At 61.6% G+C, this 23,394-nt stretch carries 20 protein-coding genes and 1 pseudogene; 8 read left to right on the top strand and 13 right to left on the bottom strand.

Going from position 1 to position 23,394, the window contains the following annotated elements:
- Positions 1 to 3: 3 nt before the first annotated feature.
- Both AC07V9_RS19225 and AC07V9_RS19220 read left to right on the top strand, forming a co-directional pair.
- On the top strand, positions 4 to 726 hold the full coding sequence (locus tag AC07V9_RS19225; RefSeq protein WP_495017234.1) for a GntR family transcriptional regulator: 723 nt from the start codon (positions 4 to 6) through the stop codon (positions 724 to 726).
- Positions 727 to 786: 60 nt separating this feature from the next.
- Positions 787 to 1,012, top strand: a pseudogene (locus tag AC07V9_RS19220) (PIN domain-containing protein); the annotation flags it as partial.
- A gap of 70 nt (positions 1,013 to 1,082) precedes the next feature.
- Here AC07V9_RS19220 and AC07V9_RS19215 read toward each other — a convergent pair.
- Positions 1,083 to 2,210 carry an alkene reductase gene (locus AC07V9_RS19215; RefSeq protein ID WP_495017233.1) on the bottom strand — a complete coding sequence of 376 codons (1,128 nt, stop codon included), beginning with the start codon at positions 2,208 to 2,210 and terminating at the stop codon, positions 1,083 to 1,085.
- 148 nt (positions 2,211 to 2,358) lie between these two features.
- On the opposite strand from AC07V9_RS19215, the gene AC07V9_RS19210 reads away from it, so the two are divergent.
- Positions 2,359 to 3,288, top strand: a complete 930-nt coding sequence (locus AC07V9_RS19210) for a LysR family transcriptional regulator (RefSeq protein ID WP_495017232.1) — start codon at positions 2,359 to 2,361, stop codon at positions 3,286 to 3,288.
- Positions 3,289 to 3,466: 178 nt separating this feature from the next.
- Here the strand turns inward: AC07V9_RS19210 and AC07V9_RS19205 are convergent, their stop codons facing one another.
- The 6 genes from AC07V9_RS19205 to AC07V9_RS19180 form a co-directional block, all read right to left on the bottom strand.
- Positions 3,467 to 4,312, bottom strand: a complete 846-nt coding sequence (locus tag AC07V9_RS19205; RefSeq protein ID WP_495017231.1) for an ABC transporter ATP-binding protein — start codon at positions 4,310 to 4,312, stop codon at positions 3,467 to 3,469.
- On the bottom strand, positions 4,300 to 5,103 hold the full coding sequence (locus AC07V9_RS19200) for an ABC transporter permease (protein WP_495017230.1): 804 nt from the start codon (positions 5,101 to 5,103) through the stop codon (positions 4,300 to 4,302). Before AC07V9_RS19200 ends, AC07V9_RS19205 begins: the two co-directional genes overlap by 13 nt.
- A 14-nt stretch (positions 5,104 to 5,117) precedes the next feature.
- Positions 5,118 to 6,104, bottom strand: coding sequence for an ABC transporter substrate-binding protein (locus AC07V9_RS19195; protein ID WP_495017229.1), 987 nt, complete (start codon positions 6,102 to 6,104; stop codon positions 5,118 to 5,120).
- Positions 6,105 to 6,580: 476 nt separating this feature from the next.
- The gene (locus tag AC07V9_RS19190; RefSeq protein ID WP_495017228.1) at positions 6,581 to 8,215 is read right to left on the bottom strand and encodes a GMC family oxidoreductase; all 1,635 of its coding nucleotides are present in this window, start codon (positions 8,213 to 8,215) and stop codon (positions 6,581 to 6,583) included.
- Entirely contained in the window at positions 8,212 to 9,612 is a 1,401-nt protein-coding gene (locus tag AC07V9_RS19185; RefSeq protein WP_495017227.1) for a purine-cytosine permease family protein, read from the bottom strand. The genes AC07V9_RS19190 and AC07V9_RS19185 overlap by 4 nt, the downstream gene beginning before the upstream one ends.
- A 228-nt stretch (positions 9,613 to 9,840) precedes the next feature.
- Positions 9,841 to 11,331: an aldehyde dehydrogenase gene (locus AC07V9_RS19180; RefSeq protein WP_495017226.1), complete on the bottom strand. Its 1,491-nt coding sequence runs from the start codon at positions 11,329 to 11,331 to the stop codon at positions 9,841 to 9,843.
- 272 nt (positions 11,332 to 11,603) lie between these two features.
- Here AC07V9_RS19180 and AC07V9_RS19175 point away from each other — a divergent pair, with 272 nt between their 5' ends.
- Positions 11,604 to 12,515, top strand: a complete 912-nt coding sequence (locus AC07V9_RS19175; protein WP_495017225.1) for a LysR family transcriptional regulator — start codon at positions 11,604 to 11,606, stop codon at positions 12,513 to 12,515.
- Between the two features lie 137 nt (positions 12,516 to 12,652).
- Here AC07V9_RS19175 and argE read toward each other — a convergent pair whose 3' ends face one another.
- From argE to AC07V9_RS19160, 3 genes are all read right to left on the bottom strand, one after another.
- Positions 12,653 to 13,816 carry an acetylornithine deacetylase gene (gene argE / locus AC07V9_RS19170; RefSeq protein ID WP_495017224.1) on the bottom strand — a complete coding sequence of 388 codons (1,164 nt, stop codon included), beginning with the start codon at positions 13,814 to 13,816 and terminating at the stop codon, positions 12,653 to 12,655.
- 23 nt (positions 13,817 to 13,839) lie between these two features.
- Entirely contained in the window at positions 13,840 to 14,514 is a 675-nt protein-coding gene (locus AC07V9_RS19165; RefSeq protein ID WP_495017223.1) for a DUF1028 domain-containing protein, read from the bottom strand.
- A gap of 170 nt (positions 14,515 to 14,684) precedes the next feature.
- Complete coding sequence (locus tag AC07V9_RS19160) at positions 14,685 to 16,079, bottom strand: aspartate aminotransferase family protein (protein ID WP_495017222.1); 1,395 nt, start codon at positions 16,077 to 16,079, stop codon at positions 14,685 to 14,687.
- A gap of 186 nt (positions 16,080 to 16,265) precedes the next feature.
- On the opposite strand from AC07V9_RS19160, the gene AC07V9_RS19155 reads away from it, so the two are divergent.
- The 3 genes from AC07V9_RS19155 to AC07V9_RS19145 all read left to right on the top strand — a co-directional run bounded on the left by AC07V9_RS19155 (position 16,266) and on the right by AC07V9_RS19145 (position 18,927).
- Positions 16,266 to 16,883 (top strand): TetR/AcrR family transcriptional regulator, encoded by a 618-nt coding sequence (locus AC07V9_RS19155; protein WP_495017221.1) that lies wholly within the window; start codon positions 16,266 to 16,268, stop codon positions 16,881 to 16,883.
- 207 nt (positions 16,884 to 17,090) lie between these two features.
- On the top strand, positions 17,091 to 18,425 hold the full coding sequence (locus tag AC07V9_RS19150) for a flavin-containing monooxygenase (RefSeq protein WP_495017220.1): 1,335 nt from the start codon (positions 17,091 to 17,093) through the stop codon (positions 18,423 to 18,425).
- A 67-nt stretch (positions 18,426 to 18,492) separates the two neighbouring features.
- A complete protein-coding gene (locus tag AC07V9_RS19145; protein WP_495017219.1) occupies positions 18,493 to 18,927 on the top strand; it encodes a RidA family protein in 435 nt (144 codons plus the stop codon).
- Positions 18,928 to 19,086: 159 nt separating this feature from the next.
- On the opposite strand, the gene AC07V9_RS19140 is transcribed toward AC07V9_RS19145, so the two are convergent.
- The 3 genes from AC07V9_RS19140 to AC07V9_RS19130 form a co-directional block, all read right to left on the bottom strand.
- Positions 19,087 to 19,353 carry a hypothetical protein gene (locus AC07V9_RS19140; RefSeq protein ID WP_495017218.1) on the bottom strand — a complete coding sequence of 89 codons (267 nt, stop codon included), beginning with the start codon at positions 19,351 to 19,353 and terminating at the stop codon, positions 19,087 to 19,089.
- 179 nt (positions 19,354 to 19,532) lie between these two features.
- On the bottom strand, positions 19,533 to 21,083 hold the full coding sequence (locus AC07V9_RS19135; RefSeq protein ID WP_495017217.1) for an MDR family MFS transporter: 1,551 nt from the start codon (positions 21,081 to 21,083) through the stop codon (positions 19,533 to 19,535).
- Complete coding sequence (locus AC07V9_RS19130; RefSeq protein ID WP_495017216.1) at positions 21,073 to 22,125, bottom strand: HlyD family secretion protein; 1,053 nt, start codon at positions 22,123 to 22,125, stop codon at positions 21,073 to 21,075. The genes AC07V9_RS19135 and AC07V9_RS19130 overlap by 11 nt, the downstream gene beginning before the upstream one ends.
- Before the next feature lie 261 nt (positions 22,126 to 22,386).
- Between AC07V9_RS19130 and AC07V9_RS19125 the strand changes: the two genes are divergently transcribed.
- A complete protein-coding gene (locus AC07V9_RS19125) occupies positions 22,387 to 23,319 on the top strand; it encodes a hypothetical protein (RefSeq protein WP_495017215.1) in 933 nt (310 codons plus the stop codon).
- The last annotated feature ends 75 nt before the right edge of the window (positions 23,320 to 23,394 follow it).

Below are 23,394 nucleotides of genomic sequence, written 5' to 3'. Positions count from 1 at the left end.
ACCATGCAAATCGCGCAACCGAAAAAGCCCAAGGATCGCCCAGACAACATGGTCGAGCGCATCTATCAGCAACTCAAGGACGACATCTTCGAGTTTCGTCTGTTGCCCGGCGATCGCTTCAGCGAGAACGAAGTGGCCGATCGGGTCCAGGCCAGTCGCACGCCGGTGCGGCAGGCGTTGTACCGGCTGGAGCGGGAGGGCTTTGTGCAGGTGTATTTCCGCAGCGGCTGGCAGGTGAGGGCGTTCGACTTCAACTATTTCGAAGAGCTGTACGACGTGCGCATCGTCCTGGAAAGCGCGGCGGTGGCGCGGCTTGCTGCCCAGTGTCTGGACGGTCATCCGGTCATCGAGGCGTTAAAGCGGACGTGGCTGGTCACCGAGGATCATCGCTTGCAGGACGCTGCAGCGGTGTCGGCGCTGGATGAGCGTTTTCACTGCGCGCTGCTGGAGGCTGCAGGCAACACGCAAATGGCACGGATGCATTTCGAGATCACCGAAAAAATCCGCATCATCCGGCGCCTGGACTTCACCCAGGCGCCGCGGATCGACGCGACTTATACCGAGCATGGCCAGATTCTCGAAGCGATTCTCCAGCGCCGCACTGACGAGGCGCAGCAGGTGTTAAAGCGGCATATCGAGGTGAGCAAGCACGAGGTGCGCAAGATCACACTGCACCGGTTGCAGGTGGCCAGGGAAAGGCATTCAGTACCCCCGCTATCCCTATAGGAGACATCGGAGGTTACGACGGCAGCGGTCATCGAGGCCGCTACCGAAACCCGCCGCCAGTTGGCGGCGTTCCTGTCCATATTGGATGCCAATGTGCTCTATCGCGCACCGTTGCGGGATTTTTCTCTTGCGCGTGGCGTTGACCGGAATCTATCGGGCGCGCTGGACGCTCGATATTCATGACGAATGGAAACGAGGCCTGTTGGTCAACAGGCCTGACCTCACCCGCCAGCAACTGGACAGGACGTCGTCACTGATGGATGAGGCCATTGCTGATGCGTTGGTGATGAATTAGGCCTGACGCAGACCGAAAAGCTGCTTTCGGGTTTCAGAAGCGTCATCTGAGGTGCAACGCCTCAGGCTTCTTCATAAGGCGCGTAATCCACATACCCCTTGGCATCACCGCCGTAATAGGTGTCGCGGTCCGGTGTGGTCAGCGGCCAGCCGTTTTTCAGGCGTGCAACCAGATCAGGGTTGGCGATGAAAGGTTGACCGAAGGCGGCGAGGTCGATGAGCCCGGCGTCCACCAGGTCCTGGGCGCGTTCCAGGGTCATGTCGCCGGCGAGGATCAGCGCGGTGTCGCCCAGTTCGGCCTTGCAGTGTTTGAGCAGTGAGCGCAGGGCTTGTTCTTGCGCGTCCGAGCCTTCGGCGGCGAGGAAGAAGTGGGTCTGGTCCATGACGTGGACATAGGCGATGCCGCGTTGGCGCATGCCGGCGCAAAGGGCCGAGTAGGTCTCGTCGATCTGCGGGTAGATCGGCATGTCGAACAGTTGGCCATAGGGCGAGATACGGATGCCGACCTTGTTGGCACCGATGCGGGCGACCACGGCATCGACCACTTCAAAGACGAAGCGCAGGCGATCTTCCAGGTTTTGCGCCGAGTAGCGATCGCTGCGGTCGTTGACCAGCGGGTTGAGGAACTGCTCGATCAGGTAGCCGTTGGCGCCATGGATTTCCACGCCATCGAAGCCTGCCGCAACCGCGTTCTCGGCGGCCTGGGCGAAATCCTCGACGACGCGGCCGACTTCTTCGGTGGTCAGTGGACGTGGCGTTGAGGTCGCGACGAAACCCGGCTCGCCGTTGTCGGTGTAGCCAAAGGCGATGGCGCCTTGAGCGGGTTTGCCGGTGGAGCTGACCGGGGCCTTGCCGTCGAGCTGGATCGAGGTGTGAGAAACGCGGCCCACGTGCCACAACTGGGCAAACATCTTGCCGCCGACGCTGTGCACTGAATCGGTCACCAGCTTCCAGCCCTGGATCTGCTCCGGCGTGAAAATACCCGGATTGAACAGGTAACCTTGGCCTTCGCGAGAGATGGGCGTGCCTTCCGACACGATCAGGCCCGCCGTGCCGCGTTGGGTGTAGTGCAGGGCGATCTGCTCGGTGGCAATGTCGACGGGGGCGCGGGAGCGGGTCATTGGCGCCATGACGAAGCGGTTGCTCAGCGTCAGGCCGTTCAGGTCGTAGGTGTCGAACAGGTTGATCATCGATACGGGTCTCGAATGCGTAAGGCGCTTGGCAGGAATACCAGGCCTTGAAGGATGAATCGATGGTAGGGGCTTGCCGAAAAAGCCACAATGCGGCGCATTGGCAAAATACTATTGCGATTTCAGCAATCCGAACGAGGCATTTCCCATGCACCTGAAGGCTCACCGTTTCTTTGCGATGGTCGCTGTGACCGGCAGTTTTTCCGCCACGGCTCGGCATTTTCAGGTGCCAGCGTCGTCGGTTTCGCGCTTTATCGCGGCGCTTGAGCGCGAGGTCGGGCAGCAATTGCTGTTTCGCAATACCCGCGCAGTGAAGCTGACCGAGGCGGGGGAACGTTACTACCTGCAGATCCGAGAGGTGCTGGAACTGCTCGACGCCGCCGACGAAGAGATCACCGGCAAGGGTGCCGGGATTCGTGGCCTGGTGCGGATCAACGCCCCGGTTGCCCTCGGCCATTTGCATCTGGTCCAGTTGCTGGACGGGCTGTACGAGAGATACCCGGAACTGACCGTTGAGCTGACCGTGACCGATGCTTTTATCGACCCGGTTCAGGAGGGCGCCGACATCACCTTTCGGGTTGGGCACATGGAGGATTCAGGACTGATCGGGCGCAAGCTCTGCGATCAACAACACGTCCTCTGCGCGAGCCCCGGCTATCTGAAAAAACACGGCGAGCCGAAGTCCCCGCAAGACCTGCGGCAGCATTGCTGCCTGGTCTACAAAGGCTCCGGCGGCCCGCAACGCTGGCACTTCCGTCACCCTGAAACGGGCGCTCTGGAGATCATCGACGTCAACGGCCCCCTGCGCAGCAACAACGCGCAGGTGTTGGTGGAGGCGGCGCTGGCGGGCAGGGGCATTGTGTTCTTCCCGTCCTGGCTGTTCAGCAAGGCGAGCTTCAGCAACCACAAGCTAGTGAGGCTGTTGCCGCAATGGGGCGGTTCGGTGGAGCAGGTGCAGAGCCAGATTTACCTGCTCTCACCGGAGAATCGCCTGCGCTCGCAAAAGACCCGGGCGGTGTGGGATTACTTCATCGAGGCGATTGGCTCGCCGCCATATTGGGATGGGCTGGAGGGGTAGATACCGCTCTCGATGCTCCTGTAGGAGACGTCGGAGGTTACGACGGCAGCGAACGCAGTGTGTCAGTCAGAGGTGTATTTTCTGACCCGCCGCGTTCGCCACTGTCGCACAGCTCCGGTAGCTCCTACAGGTCAGCGGTGGTCAGCATTGTTGTGGTAGCCCCACAGAGCAGAGGCGATCAATGCTCCTCAGGCCCATCATGCAGTTGATGAAAGATGTTGCGCTTCATGCGGATGAATTCCGGGTCCATGACCATGTCCAGGTTGCGCGGGCGGCCGATGGGCACGTCGAGCACTTCCTTGATCCGGCCGGGGCGTGCGCCCATGACAAAGATCCGGTCGCCCAGCAGGATCGCTTCGTCGATGTCGTGGGTCACGAACAAAACGGTCTTCTTGCTGTGTTCCCAGACCTTGAGCAGCAACTGTTGCATCTGCAGGCGGGTCTGGCTGTCCAGCGCGCCGAAGGGTTCGTCCATCAGCAGGATCTGCGGGTCATTGGCCAGCGCCCGGGCAATCGCCACGCGCTGCATCATCCCGCCCGACAGCTGCTTGGAATAGTTGTCGGCAAAGCGTAGCAGGCCCACTTCATTCAGATAGAACTCGACGATCTCCTTGCGCTCGGCGGCAGGCATGCCCCGACGCTTGAGGCCGAACTCGATGTTCTTGCGCACGGTGAGCCACGGGAACAGCGTGTAGCCCTGAAACACCATGCCACGGTCCGCGCCGGGGCCATCGACCTGCTGGCCTCCTACATAAATGTCGCCGCAGGTCGGTTCAGCCAGGCCCGCGGTGAGGTAGAGCAGGCTGGATTTGCCGCAGCCCGAAGGGCCCACCAGCACGGCGAATTGCTGGTCGGGCACCTCGAAGGACACCTTGTCCAGTGCCGTGAACGTACCGCCCGAAGGCGTCTTGTATTGCAGGGTGACGTTGTCGACCCGCAGGCGCGGCGTGGCAGTGGCAGGGATGGCCGACATCACGGGCGCCGTTCTCAGCGGGAGTGGGGAGCTTGCGTTTACTGAGCCCATGCGGCCACCTTCAAGCGAAGAAAACGGAAAAGTTGATCGGTGATCAGGCCCAGCAGGCCGATGACGGCGATCGCCAGGAAAATCACGTCCACCTGAAACCCGCGCATCGCTTTGAGGCTCAGGTAGCCCAGGCCGCTGGAGGCGGCGACCAGTTCAGCGACCACCAGGTAGGTCCAGGCCCAGCCCATGGTCACCCGCAGGGTGTCGAGCACGCCGGGCAGCGAGGCCGGTGCGATCACGTGCAACACTGCGTCGGTGCGGCTGGAACCCAGCGTGTAGGAGGCGTTGATCAGGTCTTTGGAGATGCCTTTGGAGACGTCTGCGATCATCACCAGCTGCTGGAAGAACACGCCGAAGATGATGATCGAGACCCGTTGTTCCAGGCCGATGCCGATCCACAGGATGAACAGCGGCACGAAGGAGGTGACCGGCAGGTAGCGGATGAAGTTGACCAGGGGTTCGAGAAACGCCTGTACTACCCGAAAACTGCCCATCATCAGGCCGATCGGCACCGCGACCACCGAAGAGATCACGAAGCCGACCATCACCACTTCGACACTGGCCCACACGTGCGGGCCGAGGGTGCCGTCACGGGCCAGGCGCATTGCGGCATCGAAGACCGCGCCTGGTGTCGGCAGGAACATCGCCGGCACCACGCCGCCGTAGGAGAGAAAAGCCCACAGGCCGATCAGCAGGACCCAGGCCAGACCGCTGGCGCTCCAGATCACCTGGACGGGCAGGCTGGTCTTGGGCGTGAGGCAGCGGTTGAGCCACGAATTGCGCTTGGACATGACGTGCTCCTGATTTATTTCGGGCTGATGAAGCGGTTGTCGATCAGGTCGGCGTAGCTCACGTTGTACGGCTTGCCCTGCAACTCGCTGGCGGTTTCGTTGGCCAGTTTGATCACGCCCGCTGCATCGCCCTGGCTGCCATTGCTGCCCAGCAGTTTTTCGCTCATGGCCTGATCGTAGAAACGCACGCCCTTGGCGGCGGCTTCCAGTTCTGCCGGGTCGGCGAGGTAGCCACCCACGCCCTTGGCCATGATCGCGTAGGCCTCCTTCGGGTGCTCCTTGGTGTACTGCACGGCCTTGTAGAGCCCGGCCACCAGCGCCTTGACGTCAGCCTGCTGCTTGTCCACCACATCGCAGCTCAAGGCCACGACATCGACGATCACGCCCGGTGTGGTGCTGCTGTCCACCAGCACCTTGCCTTGCTGCTTGTTGCGCACGGTGGTCAGGTGCGGCTCCCAGGTCACAGCGGCTGGCACGCGCCCGGCGATGAAGGCGGTGGCGGCGTCGTCGGCGGTCATGTTCTGGATGGTCAGGTCGCTCATCTTCATGCCAGCGTTTTTCAGCAGGTAGTTGAGCCAGAACTGCGAAACCGACCCCTCGTTGACGGCAACGGCCTTGCCCTTGAGGTCTTGCAGGCTGTTGATGTCCTTGCCCACCAGCACGCCGTCGCCGCCATGGCTTTCATCCAGTGCGGCCACGGCCTTGAAGCAGAACTGCGGGCGGTACTTGAGGATTTCGTCCAGGGTCGAGGCCGAGCCGGACAGCTTGCCGGAGGCTTGAGCGGCCATGTACATCGAGGCTTCTTCGATGGTCGGCAGTTCCACCGTCAGGCCCTGATCCTTGAAGTAGCCCAGGTCCTTGGCCAGGTACAGGGTGCCGTAGCCCACCCAGGTGGTATGTCCGATGGACAGCGTGCCGGCCTGAGCGCCGCTGGCCACAGTGGCAGCGATTGCAGTCAGGGCCAGCGGACGCACGCAGCGCGATACGAAAGACTTGATCATTGAACACTCCCGGAATGGTGGTTTTTTAATTCGTTATTTCGCGGGGCAGTGGGGCTAGACGCCAAAAACAAAAAACGCTTGTGGCCTCTGACGGACCTTTTGCCTCTGTGGGGCAAGTCGATGGTGGCCGATGTCGCGAGATAGGAAAATTAGTAAATATGTGGTCCCTGATGAGGAAAAAACTGGGGTGGGAAAAGAGCGGCGAATCGTGTTCGAAGGTGGGGCGCGCGCAACAAAAACGCCGCTTCCCGGTGCAGGGAAGCGGCGTTTTTTTGGATGAGATAAATGCGCTGGGTCAGGGAGTTCATTTGCAGCTGGGCCACCGCATTCGCTGCCGTCGTAACCTCCGACGTCTCCCACGAGGGTTGGGGTGTGCCTCAGATGTGGGGCTGGCGATGAACTTTTAGCAGTCCGGCTTGCCGGCGGCAGCGACGTTGATTGCGCCACCGCCGGCAAGCCGTGCTGCTACAGGGGGCTCAATGCGCTACGACCTGGGTCTGGATGGGGTTGGCGCTGGCTTTGGCTTCCCCGCGAAAAATCATCTGCGCCGCCTTCTCCCCGATCATGATGCACGGCGCATTGGTGTTGCCGCTGATCAGGGTCGGCATGATCGACGCGTCGACCACCCGCAGCCCCTGAACCCCATGCACCTTCAAATCCGGGCCGACCACACTCATTGCGTCGACGCCCATCTTGCAGGTGCCCACCGGGTGAAAGACCGTCGCCGCGTATTCGCGCACGTAGGTCATCCACTGCTCGTCGGTCTGCACATGGGCGCCGGGCAGCATCTCCTTGCCGCGAATGCCGTCAAAACCCTGATCGGCCAGGACCTTGCGTGCAAGCTTGAGGCCTTCGATCAGCACCTTGGCGTCTTCAGGATCAGACAGAAAATTGAAGTCGATCACCGGCTTCCCGTCGCGCCCCAATCGGATCTCACCCATGCTTTTGGGCCGCAGCACACAGGTGTGCACCGCATAGCCGTGACCCCATTCGAACAGCCGCCCGCGATGGCTGCGATAACCCGGGACGAAGTGGAACTGCACGTCGGGCAATGCCTCGGCCAAGGGCGTGCGGGCGAACCCTCCGGCCTCGACATAGTTAGTGGTCAGCCAGCCTTTCTTGCCGAACAGATAACGCATGGGCGAGGTCAGGATGCTCGGCAGCGAACCCAGCGAAAAGCCCAGCGTCAGCGGGCTCTTGGAGCGTACGGTGATCAGCCCGTCGAGGTGATCCTGCAGGTTCTTGCCCACGCCAGGCAGGTCATGTTCAACCTTGATCCCTGCGCTGTTCAGGTCGCTCGCAGGGCCAATACCGGACGCCAGCAGCAGGCTCGGGCTGCCCAGCGAGCCGGCCGACAGAATCACTTCGCGGCTCGCCTTCAGGTCGAGGTGCTGCCCGTCTGACACCACCCTCACACCCTTGGCCACGCGTTGTTTGAGGATCAGCGATTGCACCGAGCAGTCGGTGATCACGGTCAGGTTGGGCCGGTCCAGTACGGGCGCCACGAACGCGCGATAACTGGACAGGCGTTTGGCGTCTTTCTGAGTCAGGTTATAGATGCCACAGCCTTCCAGGGTCTCGCCGTTGAAGTCATCGTTCTGCCGAATGCCCACGCGCTTCGCAGCATTGACGAAGAGGCGGGACACCGGATTCGGATCGCGGGCCGCTTCGACGTTCAGCTCCCCGCCCGTGCCATGCAGGCGCGGGTCCTGGCCGAGGCGGTTGTTCTCGGATTTCTTGAAGTATGGCAGCACGCTGTCCCAGTCCCAGCCGGGGCAACCGGCCTGGGCCCAGCGGTCGTAATCGCTGGCATGGCCGCGGATGTAGATCATGCTGTTCATCGAGCTTGAGCCGCCCAGCGCCTTGCCGCGCGGGGTATGCAAGGAGCGGCCGTTGAGGTTTTTCTGCGGCGCGGAGAAGAAGTTCCAGCTGTACTTCTTGCTCTTGTACAGCGTGATGGTCCCGGCGGGCGTCTGGATGCGCAGGCTGTTGTCGTGGCTGCCGGCTTCGATCAGGCAGACGCTGACGGCAGGGTCTGCGCTCAGCCGGTTCGCCAGCACACAACCGGAAGAACCGGCACCGACGATGATGTAGTCGTAATCGGTTTTCATGCGTTTCTCCCCACTGCACTCAACGCTTGCTTGCGGCCGCGACGCTGGCTGGCGAGGTAGTAGATCGGCGAGATCACCACCAGGCCGACGATCCACGACACGTCCGCGCCGCCCATGGCCTTGGCGATGACGCCGGTGTACAGCTCGGTGGCCATGAACGGGATTTGCACCAGAATGCCCAGCAGGTAGCAACCGACGGCGGTCCAGTTGAAATAGCCGTAGATGCCGCCGTCGCGACGGAAGAACGAGGCCACGTCATAGCTGCCGTGGGCGACCAGGTAGTAGTCCACCAGGTTGATCGCGGTCCACGGCACCAGCACGTACAACAGCAGCAGGATGAAGTTGGTGTAGTTGGCCATGAAGTCGTCCTGCCCGAGCAGCGCCAGGGCCAGGGAAATCGAGAACAGCACCAGGGCGGTGATCGCGCGGGAGAGGGCGCCCGCCGACCATTTCGGCACCAGGGTCTGACCGACCGTGATCGCCGAGAGCGTGCCGCAGTACAGGTTCATGGCGTTGGTCGCGGCGATGCCGATGGAGAACACTGCGACCACCAGCGTCGCGATGCTGCCGGTCATTTCGATCAGCCCGGCGATGATATCGCCCTCGACTGACAACCCGACGATCACCCCCAATGCCATGGGCAGGATCGAGCCCAGACAGCAGCCCCAGTAGCTCGACCAGAACGCCGCTTTACCGCCGGTGTCGACAGGCATGTAGCGCGAGTAGTCCGACACATACGGCGCGTACGCCAGTTGCCACAGTGCGGCGATGGACAGCGTGCCGAGAAAGCCTGCGAGGTTCATTTCATTGCGCTGCAGGAAGTCAGCCGGCAGGCCGTGCACGGCAATGATCCAGACGAAGCACAGCAGCAGAATTGCGCCGGACAGGTAGGACATCAACCGGGTGTAGGCGTGGATCAGGCGATAGCCGAACACGGTCGCCACCACACTGATCAGCCCCACCAGCACGATGCCTTGGTTGGTGCTGAACAGCGGATAGCGGCTGTGCAGCGACTGGCCGCCGAGCACCAGGTTGGAGGCGAAAAAGCCCAGGTACATGATCACCACCAGCGCGACCACCAGGAGCGATCCGTAGGAGCCGAACTGGCCGCGGGTCTGCACCATCTGCGGCACGCCCAGCTGCGGGCCTTGCGCCGAGTGCAGGGCCATGAAGATGCCGCCGATCAGGTTGCCGAGGATCAGTGCGACCATTGCGGCCATGAACGGCAGCTTGAACACGGTCACGGCCAGCGCACCGGTGACCACGGTCAGAAGCATGATGTTAGAGCCGAACCAGATGGTGAACAGATCGCGGGCGCGGCCGTGGCGCTGGTCGCGGGCTATCGGCTGGATGGTGCTCAGTTCGAGGGTTTCCGCTCGGGAGTCGTTGTTGCTCATGATGGGTTACTCACGTAGCGCCCCGGCGAAAATGCCGGGACTTGAATGGCTTGCAAAAGGCTTCCGATATCGCAACTTTCAGGCCACCGCAGGAGCTGTGGGAGTGAGCTTGCTCACGAAAGCAATGTTTCAGCCGCAGCGGATGGAGAGGATGTCCCGGCCCCTTCGTGAGCAAGCTCACTCCCACAAGGCACAGGTGTTCTCACGATCTGTCTACGTGCCAACGACTCAACGCAACTGAAACCAGGTGGTTTTCAGTTGGGTGTATTTGTCGAACGAGTGCAGTGACAGGTCGCGTCCGAAACCGGACTGTTTGCCGCCGCCGAAGGGCACGCAGACGTCCAGTGCATCGACGGTATTGACCGAAACGGTCCCGGCATTCAGGCGGCTGGCCACGCGATGGGCGCGGTTGAGGTCGTCGCTCCACACAGACGCCGCGAGCCCGTAGATGTGATCGTTGGCCATGTGCACGGCTTGATCCTCATCATCGAACGGGGTGATCGCCAGCACCGGCCCGAACACTTCTTCGCGGGACAAGCGCATGTCTGGCGTGACGTGGGTGAACAGCGTCGGCTGGATGAAATTGTCCGAGCCGTTGATCACCACGCGGTCACCGCCGGCCACGAGTTGCGCGCCGTTGTGGCTGGCCTCACCGATGTATTCCATCACCCGCGCAGCTTGCGCGGCGTCGACGATGGCGCCCATCTTGCTGGTCGGATCGAGCGGATCCCCCGGCTGCCAGTGTCGAGCCTTGTCGATCAGGCGCTCGACGAACTCATCATGAATCGAGCGCTGCACCAGCAAACGCGAGTTGGCTGAGCACACCTCACCCTGATTGAAGAAGATGCCGAACGCGGCTTTCTCGGCGGCCAGGTCCAGGTCCTGACAATCGGCGAATACCAGATTCGGGCTCTTGCCGCCGCACTCGAGCCACACCTGCTTGAGGTTGGACTGCGCGGCGTACTGCATGAAGTATTTGCCGACCTGAGTGGAACCGGTAAACGCCAGCGCGTCGACATCCGGGTGCAGGCCCAGGGCTCGACCGGCGTGCTCGCCCAGGCCGGTGATCACGTTGAACACGCCCTCGGGCACACCCGCTTCCAGGGCCAGCTCGGCCAGACGCAGGGCCGAGAATGGCGATTGCTCGGCGGGTTTGAGGATCACGCTGTTGCCGGCGGCCAGTGCCGGGGCGAGTTTCCAGGCGGCCATGTCCAGCGGAAAGTTCCACGGCACCACGGCGGCGATCACCCCCAGTGGCACCCGGGTGATGGTGGCCAGGGTACCTGGGCCGGTGGGCGCGACCTGGTCGTATAGCTTATCGAGGCTCTCGGCGTACCAGGCGAACACACCGGCAGCGCCCGGTACGTCGATGCTGTAAGCGTCCATCACCGGCTTGCCCATGCTCAGGGAATCGAGCAGCGCGAGTTCTTCACGATGGGCCAGAATCAGATCAGACAAGCGCAACAGAATCGCCTTGCGTTCCCGGGGTTGCATGCGCGCCCACGGCCCGCTTTCGAAGCTTGCGCGGGCGATGCGCACGGCGGCCTCGACGTCGGCATCCGAGCACGCTGCCACGTGGGCCAGCAAGGCGTTGGTGGCCGGGTTGACCACTGCGAAGGTCTCACCGCTCAGCGCATGATGGGGTTTGCCGGCGACGAGCGCCGAGTCGATGAAACGTTGCGTCTGCGCCAGATGTTGCCAGCGGTTGAAGTCCGTCACTGCACACTCCTTCGATGGCCTCTGCGGGCCATGTAAACGATCAGTGGTGCCGATAGTGGGGGATGTGAGGAGGGCAGGAAATTAGTAAAAATGTGGTTGCTATCGATAAAAAAACTCGCCTCCAATGCACCGTTGTGGTGCCTGCCTGCACTGCTTCGAGGTCAGGTTTTTTAGCATCAAGGGGCAGGAATTTGCTTGTTTCCCAAGTGGTATGAAGATCGCAGAATGACGCGCATGATCCGAGGTCACGCTTGACCCACTTCGAGGTAGCAATGGCAGCCTACAACCTGCGACAACTCAAGTATTTCGTCACCACGGTGGAGTGCGGCAGCGTCGCCGAAGCCTCGCGCAAGCTGTACATCGCGCAGCCTTCGGTCTCCACCGCGATCAAGCATCTGGAAGAAAGCTTTGCCGTGCAGCTGTTCATTCGTCATCACGCCCAGGGCGTATCACTGACCCCCAGCGGCGCACGGTTCTATCGCAAGGCCCAGGAACTGTTGCGCGTGGCCCACGAGTTTGAGCAGAACGCCCTGGCGGACAACGACGTGGTGGCCGGGCAGATCGACATCGGCTGCTTCGAGACCGTGGCGCCGCTGTACCTGCCGCGTCTGATTGCCGGCTTTCGTGATCGCTGGCCGGGGGTGGAAATCCGCATGCGCGATGGCGAGCAGCAGGATCTGGTGCAGGGGCTGACGTCGGGCAGCATCGATCTGGCGATCCTCTACGAGCACGACCTGGACAGCACCATCGACACCTTGCCGCTGATGGCGCCGCAGCAACCCTACGCGCTGCTGCCGGAAGGGCACCGCTTTGCCAACCAGGCCAAGGTGTCGCTCAACGATCTGGTGCTTGAACCGATGGTGTTGCTCGACGTGCAGCCCAGCCGGACCTACTTCGTCAGCATCTTCGAAGAGCGCGGCCTGACCCCGCACATCCAGTTCAGCTCGCCGTCCATCGAGATGGTGCGGGGCATGGTCGGGCGGGGTTTCGGCTTTTCGATTCTGGTGACCCGACCGAAATCCGAATACACCTACGATGGACAGAAAGTGGTATGCGTGCCGCTGGCCGAGCAAGTGACCGGTTCCGGGTTGTCAGCGGCGTGGCTGCGTCGTTCGCAGTTGACCAAGCCGGCGCAATTGTTTGTGGATCATTGTCGCGAGGAGCTGGCGCCGAAAGGGGCTTAGCCAGTAATGTTCGGCTGTGCGCGTTTTCTGTGGGAGCGAATTCATTCGCGAAAAAGGGTTCGGGCGATACATTTCTATCGCCTGGACTGGCCAATCGCGAATCAATTCGCTCCCACAGGGATATTCGTTCGCCGCCGTTATCGGTTCTGATCAACCTGCAGCGTTTCAATCATCCGCCGCAGCATCCCATCACATCCCTCAAGCTGCGCAACACTGACAAACTCATCTGGCTTGTGCCCCTGATCCATGCTCCCCGGCCCGCAGACCACGGTGGGGATGCCGATGGCGTCGAACAGCCCGCCCTCCGTGCCGAACGCCACCGTGGTGAATGCGTCAGAGCCGCAGAACTGCGCAATCAACTGCGCCGCCTGACTCCTGGCATCGGTCGCCAGCCCCGGATACGCCGACAGCGCGGAGAAGCGAATATCCGTGCCCGGGTTCACGGCACGCATGCGCGGCAGTACCTGTTCCCTGGCGTATTGCTGCAGTTGCTGCGCGACCTCAAGCGGGTCATGAGCCGGCAGCGCGCGGACTTCGAAGTCGAAGCGGCAATCGGCCGGGACGATGTTCAGCGCCTTGCCGCCGCTGATCATGCCGGTCTGCACAGTCGTGAAGGGCGGATCGAAGCGCGGGTCGTGCAGCTGGGCCGCGCGCAGGGTCGAGCCGATGCGCCCCAGCTCGCCGATCAGCTCGGCGGCGTATTCGATGGCGTTGACGCCGTCAGGTGCATAGGCCGAATGACAGGCCGCGCCATGCACATCGCAGCGCATCGCCAGTTTGCCCTTGTGCCCAAGCACGGGCTTGAGTTCGGTGGGCTCGCCGATGATGCACAGCAGCGGTTTGACCGGGCGCTTCTCGAGCTCGGCGAGCAACGAGCGCACGCCCAGACAGCCCACTTCTTCGTCGTAGGACAGCGCAATGTGCACCGGCATGCGCAGCGGCGCGGCCAGCAATTGCGGCACGGCCGCCAGCACACAGGCGATGTAGCCTTTCATGTCCGCCGTGCCACGGCCATAAAGCTTGCCGTCATGCTCGCTCAGCGCGAACGGCGCCACGGTCCAGGGCTGGCCGTCCACCGGCACGACGTCGGTATGCCCCGACAGCACGATGCCCGGACGATCCGCCGGGCCGATGGTCGCGAACAGATTGGCCTTGCTGCGCGGCTCGTTGTAGATCAGCTCGCAGGGCACATCGAGGTGGGCCAGGTAGTCGCGAACGAACTCGATCAGCTGCAGATTCGATTCACGACTGGTGGTGTCGAACGCCACCAGTGCGGCGAGCAGGTCGCGGCTATTGCTCATGCGCGGCTCTCCTTCAGGACTTGTCACTCATCACCCGGCACGCCATAACTCGGCGCCTTCGTCGGATCGAGGGCGCGGGTGATGTAGTCCTGCATTTGTGGGCTGTAATCGGCCCACATCTGCGCCAGTTTGCCGATGGGGTCTTCGTCAGCCCAGTCCACCCGTAGATCGACGATCGGCCAGGTCAGCTCGCCGACCACCACCATCGCCGCCGAGTGCACCGGGCCCGCTTCGCCGCCTGCGGCAACGGCGGCCTGCATGGCAGCGATCAAGCGATCCGCCAGCTGCCCGCCGCTGTTTTCGAAGGTCTGCACCAGCGTCTCGATCACTGCCCGGTCAGCCAGCATGTTGCCTGCGCCGACGCATTGCTCACCCGCCAGGGCGTTGTGGGTGCCGAGGGTTTCGCTGCCGCTGAAGTGCGCAGTGCGGCCCAGATGGTCGATGGCCGTCAATTGACGAAACTGGCTGTAGCCATTGCTGGTCAGGGCTTTGTCCAGCGCTTCGGCGGGAGACAGGCCTTTCTCCAGTTGGTCGAGCACGTGAGGGCCAAGGGCGGGGAGGGTGATGTTCTGTGTGGCGACTGCGCCGACGCCGGGACGCAGCCAGGGACAGCGGGCGCCCACGGCAATGCTGGAGGAGCTGATGGCGATGCCCAGTTGTCCGGTTTCGGCGCAACGGCCGACGATTGAAAACGTCATGGTGAGTATCCTGTTTCGTCCTGACCTGCCATCCGCCGTCCGAACAGCGCGTAAGACGCTGCCCGAACGAGGATGGGACATGACTGCATTCTGTCGGGGCAACGCGGTCGGCGAAACGAGGATTTTTGTCGAGGCGGGTTAGGTAAAACCTTATCAGCGCGCAGGCGCTTTTACAGACGCCCGTACTCCCGCGCTGTGCGGTCCACGGCGATGCGCGTCTTGTCCACCAGCTCATCCAGTTCGGCGCGGGTCGCGACCAACGCCGGGGCCATGATCATGCGGCCCAATGTGGAGCGAATGATGATGCCTTCCTCGAAACCGATGGTGCGGCAGCGCCAGGCGATGTCGTTCTCGTTGACGAAGCGCTTGCGCGTGGCCTTGTCCTCGGCGAACTGCAACGCCGCCACCAGCCCCACGCCCTGGACTTCGCCCACCAGCGGGTGATTGCCGAACACCTCGCGCAGGCAGTTCTGCAAGTAGGGCCCGGTGTCGGTTTTCACCTGGGCGACCACGCCTTCGTCGCGCAAGGCCTGAAGGTTGGCGATGGCCACAGCGGCGGCCACCGGATGCCCGGAATAGGTCAGGCCGTGGGCGAACACACCGCCTTTTTCCACCAGCGTTTCGGCCATGCGCCGCGACAGGATCAGGCCGCCCATGGGGATGTAACCCGACGTCAGGCCCTTGGCGATGGACAGGGTGTCCGGTTCGAACCCCAGGGCCTGATGGGCGAACCACTCGCCGGTGCGACCGAAGCCGCCGATCACTTCGTCGGCGCACAGCAGCACGTCGTACTGGCGGCAGATGCGCTGGATTTCCGGCCAGTAGGTCTGCGGCGGGATGATCATGCCGCCCGCGCCCTGGAAGGGTTCGGCGACAAACGCGGCGACCTTGTCGGCGCCCAGTTCGAGGATCTTGTCTTCCAGCTGGCGGGCTGCACGCAGGCCGAATTCCTCGGGGCTCAGGTTGCCGTCGTGGGCAAACCAGTAGGGCTCGTCGATGTGCGCGACGTCCGGAATGCTGCCGCCCATTTCATGCATGAACTTCATGCCGCCCAGCGCCGTGGCGGCCAGCGTCGAGCCGTGGTAGCCGTTCCAGCGGCCGATCATGACCTTTTTCTCGGGCTTGCCCATCACTTGCCAGAACTTGCGCACGGTGCGGATCAGCACCTCGTTGGCCTCGGAGCCGGAATTGGTGTAGATCGCGTGGCTGTAATGCGAGGGCAGCAGGCTGAACAGCAGTTCGGACAGCTCGATCACCGCCGGGTGGGTCGTGTGGAAGAACATGTTGTAGTAGGGCAACTGCTCCAGTTGCGCGCTGGCGGCAGCGGCCAGGTCCTTGCGGCCGTAGCCCAGATTCGTGCACCACAGCCCCGACATGCCGTCCAGATACCGCTTGCCATCGTTGTCCCACAGCGACAGGCGGTCACCCCGCACCATCACGCGCGGGCCTTCCTCGTTCACGGCTTTCTGGTCGACGAATGCGTGAATGTGGTGGGCGGCATCGGACGCCTGATAGTCACGGGTACTGCGGCTGCTGTTGCGTTCAGTGTCGAGTTCGATGGACATGGCGCTTCTCCGGCGGATGGCACCCGTTGCCTGCGTTCATGGACTTCTATGAGCGGGCGAGGGCGATTGTGGGCTGAATGTGCAACAAGTTTTGTCAGATAAAAATATTTTTGTAAATAAAATAATTTTCAAAGGAAACGAATTTTCGTAACCTGCACCTCATCGAAATTCCACCGAAAGGGCACTATGACCGGGCTCAGAGAACGGCAGAAAGAACAGCGCCGACAGGACATCGCCGAAGCCGCGCTGACCTTGTTCAAGGCCAACGGCTTTGGCGTCACCACCCTTGAGCAGATCGCCAATCAGGCGGGGGTTTCGGCGCCCACGGTGGTCAATTATTTCGGCGGCAAGCAGGAGATTCTGCTCGCGTTGCTGAAGGCGCCTGACGAACAGGCGATGCGCGAAGCGAGGGCGAACCTGGATGACAACTCCGACCCGCTCGACGCCCTGTGCGAGCTCGAAGGCCTGATGACCCGTTACCAGTTGCGCGCCATGCCGGCTTCGCTGTGGCGGGAGTTGGCGCCGTTTCTGTTTACCGGTGAGCTGTCACAGGCTTTGCACCCCTGGAACGCGGCGGTGGTGGAGGAGGCCAAGACGCTGCTGGTGCGTTTTCAGAAGGTGGGCAAGGTGCGCGCGTCTGTTGACACCGACGTTGCCGCGACCCTGTTCAACCAATACGCGAACCTGGCGTTCGTTCGCCTGGCCACAGAAGCCGTACCGGATCGCGAAGCCCACGCCGCGCACATGCGCAGCGTATTGGGGCTGATGTGTCATGGGATGCTGACTGCGCCAGGAGTTGCCTGACGAAGCGGGTGCCAGCGAGGGGATCGCTGCCATTCGCTATCTCGATCTTTTTTTGTTCAGATGAAATGCATGCGCTGCATGGAGGTTCTGTTTGCGCGTATCCAACCCTTAGCTTTTTCCTGCTCTGCGACGACAAAAATCATAATTTCGCTATCCCCTGATCCTGCACAGAATGCGCCCACACCCGCCTTCGTGAAGGACACAGGTATGACAGCTGGAAATAATCAAATCGATACGCTCGTGGTCGGCGCCGGCCAGGCTGGCGTGGCCATGAGCGAACACCTGAGCAAACTGGGTGTACCCCACCTGGTGCTTGAGCGCAGCCGGATTGCCGAAGCGTGGCGTACCGGGCGCTGGGACTCGCTGGTGGCCAACGGGCCGGCCTGGCACGATCGCTTTCCGGGCCTTGAGTTCGACGACCTGAGCCCCGACGGCTTTGCCCCCAAAGAGCGGGTGGCCGATTATTTCGAAGCCTATGCGCGCAAGTTCAACGCGCCAATCCGCACCGGTGTCGAGGTGCGCAAGGTCGAACGTAACGTAGGGCGTCCGGGCTTCACCGTCGAGACGTCCGAAGGCGTGATTCAGGCCAACCGCGTGGTGGTCGCGACCGGGCCGTTCCAGCGCCCGGTCATTCCGGCCATCGCCCCCGTGGACGCACACGTCAATCAGATTCATTCCGCCGAGTACCGCAACCCCCAGCAACTGCCTGAAGGCGCGGTGCTGGTGGTCGGCGCAGGGTCTTCCGGAACGCAGATTGCCGATGAATTGCAGCGCGCCGGGCGTGAGGTGTATCTGTCCGTCGGGCAGCACGACCGGCCGCCGCGCGCCTACCGCAATCGGGATTTCTGCTGGTGGCTGGGGGTGCTCGGCGAGTGGGACCAAGCGGCGATGAAGCCGGGTCGTGAGCACGTGACCATCGCTGTGAGCGGCGCCCATGGCGGGCGAACCGTGGATTTCCGTGAACTGGCCCAGCGCGGCATGAAACTGGCGGGCGTGACCCGTTCGTTCGAAAACGGCGTGGTCAGCTTCCAGCCGGACCTGATCGAAAACCTCAAACGCGGTGACGAAAACTACCTGGCGGTGCTCGATGCCGCCGATGCGTACATCGAACGCAACGGCCTGGACCTGCCTCTGGAACCCGAAGCGCGTCGCGTGTTTCCCGATGCCGAATGCGTGCGCCAGCCCATCCTGGAGTTGGATCTGGCAAAAGCGGGCATCACCACCATCATCTGGGCCACCGGTTTTGCCACCGATTACAGCTGGATGAAGGTCGATGCGTTCGATGCCAAGGGCAAACCGGTGCATCAGCGCGGGGTGTCGAGCGAAGCGGGCATCTACTTCCTCGGCCTGCCGTGGCAGTCGCGGCGCGGATCGTCGTTCATCTGGGGCGTTTGGCACGATGCCAAATACGTCGCCGACCACATCGCCATTCAGCGCAGCTATCTGGAATACCGCGATGCCGCGCAGCGTGCCGCCAAACCGGCCGCTTGCGCTTCAGTGTCCGCGGTCGTGCCTGTTCAGGGCAAACCTGTCAACGCCTGATATTTCCGTTGCCGCGCAGCCCTCTGATCGGGGGGCGACCCGTTATCGTTTGATGGAGCAGTTTCAGATGGCACAACCGACCCACACCCGCATTCGCATGTTCAACACCAAAGAGACCTACCCGAACCAGTCGCTGGATAACGACTTGTGTCAGGCGGTCCGCGCAGGCAATACCATTTATGTCCGCGGCCAGATCGGCACCGATTTCGAAGGCAACTTGGTCGGGCTGGGCGACCCTCGCGCCCAGGCCGAGCAGGCGATGAAAAACGTCAAGCAATTGCTCGAAGAGGCAGGCTCGGACCTGTCGCACATCGTCAAGACCACCACCTACATCATCGACCCTCGCTACCGCGAGCCGGTGTATCAGGAGATCGGCAAGTGGCTCAAAGGCGTGTTCCCGATCTCCACCGGGCTGGTGATTTCGGGGCTGGGACAGCCGCAATGGCTGATGGAAATCGACGTAATCGCGGTGGTGCCGGACGACTGGCAGGCCGAGCGCTGAAACGACTGCTGCCGTAACGTCCTGCTGAACTCAAACCTGTGGGAGCGAATTCATTCGCGAATCGGTGTTTCAGGCGTACATCTGCATCGGCTGTACGGCCCTCTCCTCGGAACGCCGCCCAGAATGCATTCGCTCCCACAGGTCGCTGCGCTCGCCCAATCAGTAGCGCTGGTACTGCGAGCCGAACTCGTTGCGCACATCCGCCACGGCGTCGGTGGTCTTCAGGTCGATGCTCAGCGCGCCACGCTCGGCGGTCTGATAGGCCTTCAGGTGATCGGCGCCGTCAGAGGCCAGTTGATCCTGCGCGGCCTGCTGGCTGCTGAACTGTGCGCTCTGGAACTGTTTCAGATGCTCCGCGCCATCGGCGGCAAAGACGTTGGCAGCGAGGACGGAGAAGGCGAGGCCAAGAAGGATCTGGATTTTCATGGGAAGAGCTCCTGCAAAGGTTCAAAGGTTTTGATCGCGCCCCGTTGACGTTGGGCTGCGCTGATCGACGTGCCTAGTAAACCCCGCAGGTGTATCGCCTCTGTGTCCCGTATCCCGGTCAAGATCCGCAGCAATGTATCGCTGCCGTGGATGTACACAGAGCGATACAAAAAGCCCGTTTAATGCGCCGCCCCACCCTTGATCCCGCTGGGCAGCTGTTTGGTCAACATCACCGCCAGCATGCTGATGCCCAGCGCGATGCCGACAAAATGAAACGCATCGTTATAGGCCATGATCGCCGCCTGCTGATGGGCGATCTCGCTGAGCTTGCCCAAGGCGGCGGTTTCGTTGCCCAGGCGATCGGTCAGTTGCGCCATGCGCTCGGCGACCTGCGGGTTGGCAGGGGAGATCGATTCGCGCAGATAATCGAAGTAGGTCTTGGTCCGTGCATCCAGCAGGGTTGCGAGCAGAGCGATGCCGATGGCGCCACCCAGGTTGCGCAGGATGTTGAAAAGGCTCGAGGCCGAGCCAGCATCCTGTGGCTGGATATAAGCGGTGGCGATCAGCGAGATGGTCACCATGATCAGCGGCTGGCCCAGCGCGCGGACGATCTGAATATGGTTGAACTGGGGCCCGGCAAAATCCGGGTTGAGCACGCCGGATGAAAAGCTCGCCAGGCCAAACAGGCCGAACCCCAGCGTGCACAGCACTTTTGGCGGGATGATTTTCATCAATTGCGGCACCAGCGGGATCAGGAACAGTTGCGGAATGCCCATCCACATGATCACTTGGCCGATCTGCTGGGCGTTGTAGCCCTGAATCTGCGCCAGGTACAGCGGCAGCAGATACACCGAGCCGTACAGCCCCACACCCATGCCGACGCTGGAAATGCTCGACAAGCCGAAGTTGCGATTGCCGAGAATGCCCAGGTTGATCAGCGGCTGGGGTTTGGAGAACTGAATGATCACGAAAGTGATCAGGCTGAGCAGGGCGATGCTACCCAGGCTGACGATCAGGTTCGATTCCAGCCAGTCCTTGCGATGGCCCTCTTCAAGAAACACCTGCAGACAGCCCAGCCCCACGCCGAGGGTGACGATGCCTGCGTAGTCGGTGCTCTTGAGCAGTTCCCAGTGCGGGGCTTTTTTCTCCAGGCCGTACATCAGGCCGGCGATCATCAACAGCCCCGGCGGGACGTTGATATAGAAGATGTACTCCCAGCCGAAGTTTTCCGTCAGCCAGCCGCCCAGGGTCGGGCCGATGGAAGGGGCGAAGGTGGCGGTCATGGCGAACAGCGCCATGCCCTTGGCCCGGTGGTGTTCGGGGAGTTTGATCAACGTCAGGGTGAATGCCAGCGGAATCAGCGCGCCGCCGGTGAACCCCTGCATGGCGCGGAAGACGATCATGCTCTCCAGGCTCCAGGCCATCGAGCAGAGCAGCGAGGAGGCGAGAAACCCCAGCGATACCCATACCGCCAGCCTGCGCGCCGACAGCAGTTGGACCAGCCAGGCGGTGAGGGGAATCATGATAATTTCCGCCACCAGATAGGAGGTGGAAATCCACGAGCCTTCTTCCAGGGTGGCCGACAGCGCGCCCTGAATGTCCTTGAGCGAGGAGTTGGTGATCTGGATGTCGAGCACCGCCATGAAGGCGCCGAGCATCACGCTCATCACCGCGATCCAGTCGCGCCGGGTCGGTTCGCCGACCGGGCGGATCAGCGCGTCACCGACCACTGTCGTCGTTCGCGGGTTTGATGTTGACCGAAACGGTCACCGACATGCCCGGACGAATCTTGCCGCGCAGCGGATTGTCGCGGGCGAAAGTCAGTTTCACCGGAATGCGCTGCACCACCTTGGTGAAGTTGCCGGTGGCGTTGTCTGGCGGCAACAGGCTGAACTGTGCGCCGGACGCGGCGAACAGGCTGTTGACCCGGCCCTGGATCGGCGTGCCGGGGAAACTGTCGAAAGTCAGCTCGGCGGACTGGCCGATTTCCATGTGCTCGATCTGGGTTTCCTTGAAGTTGGCCTGCACCCAGATGTCTTCGTCAGGCACCACCGACAACAGATACGCCCCGGCCTGCACGTACTGCCCGTTGCGCGCGGCACGCTGGCCGATCAGGCCGCTGATCGGCGCATGAATCTCCGTGCGCTGCATATTGATCTGCGCCTGGGCAAGGTCCGCGCGAGCGGTGGCGATCTGCGCGTCGAGGCGTTTGAGGTCGGCGGTCAGGGCGTTGACCTGCTGGCGCTGACTTTGAGCATCGGCCTGAGCCTTGCTCACCTGTGAGCGCGCGACGCTGCTGTCGGCGGTCATGTTGGTGACCTGAGCTTCGGACACGAAACCAGGCTTGCGCAGTTTTTGCAGGCGCGCGAGATCGAGTTGCGTGCGGCCCAGCGTCGCCTGATTGGCCTGCACCTGGGCATCGCTGGCGGCGATCAGGCTCGATTGTTGAGTGAGTTTGCTCTGCGCCTGAACCCGCTCGGCCTCGCGAGTGGCGAGGGTCGCCTGGGCGCGGTCGATGGCCAGACGGAAATCATCGGGTTCCAGGCGCACCAGCAACTGGCCTTTTTCCACGTGCTGGTTGTCCTGAACCAGCACTTCGCTGACCCGCGCGCCGAGCTGGCTGGAGACCCGGGTGATTTCACCCTGTAGGTACGCGTTGTCGGTGGTTTCGAAAAAACGTCCTGTTAAATACCACTGGGCAAAGAAGGCGAGGGCGATCAGCAGAGTCAGAGTGATGAACGTCAACAGTCGTCTTATAAGCGGTGCACGCATGGTCGATCCGTCGAAAAAGAGGGGCGTATCAAGGCACGGATGATCTGGCAGTGGGTTGATACTGGCAAGCGGCAATCATGCCGTTGATGACCCGTAATCCGTAACGCAGCGATCAAAACAGGACCGGATGGATGTCATGGCATGATTTATCAAGTTTTGGGGGCTCTGGACACTGACGGCTACTGTCATTTCTGACAGTAGCCGAGCGTTTTTGCTTGGGGCTAGCATCTGGGAACGTTGAGTTGCCCCCGGAGAAAGAACATGAACAGATATTGCCTGTTGATACTGTTTTTGCTGCATGGATGTGTTCAAACACCTGAGCCGAAATCAAATTCACCTGCGCAAATAAATAGCGGAGCGCAAGTGCTGGCTGACGTGCAACGCTTGTATGCGCACACTCCGAGCAATTGCGGTTCGGATTCCAGACCCGCGTTTCTATGCAGTGGGCTTATCTTGCGAGATGCAGACTTTTCCACCAGTTTTCATGCGTGGGATCCCAGCCCTACTCAAATTGCCAAGGGCGGGGTGTCTTTCGTTTATATTCGCAAAGACTCGAAATTCCTCATGTACCAAGGCTTCACCAAGGGCTACATCCTCTTTCCCGAATTCGAGCGTCCAGCGGATAAAATGAAGTTGATGGTGGAATGTCTCTTTCCAATGGATGGAAGTACTGATTATCGACAGGACCATGGTTGTGGCAAAGGACCGTATCCCAACTATGTCGCCAGTGATCGCTGTCATAGATTACAACCGGCCGTGAGCACGGCGGCACAATGGGTTGACCATTATTACAAGAATGGCACTGCTTACAGATCCCTTCATCAATGCGCCTTCAGTGTTCCTGACAGTGCCAATCAATATGCTGGGCCTACGTTTAATGCGGCATTAGCATCAATGGCCTTGCTCAATAGTCTTCATCAGAATGCATCGTTCAACACCTGGAATGAGATGCTCGTTGACGTATGGGGGCAAGGGCTGGGTCGCTCTCTGCCGATTAAAGCGTTCTGGTATCGCACAAATGGTCAGACCAATGGGTTGGCCGATGCGCAGAAGATTCAGCACGACTTTCAATGCTCCTCTACGGGCGGCGGCGTGAAAGTTCCGCTGATCAGGGTGATGCCGCCGCGAACGCCTGATGAGGACTTCATGTTCCAGTACAACGAGGCCGATCAATCGACAGCCCCGTGTACGTAAAACGAAGCGATGCGGGTAGAGCGGCGAGGGGCGGCCCTGCTACCATCCGGTCCTTGATCCATTTGCTCGAGATTT

This window comes from Pseudomonas sp. GW821-FHT02A11 (assembly GCF_059421985.1).
This window is presented reverse-complemented; position numbering and strand designations above follow the sequence as displayed.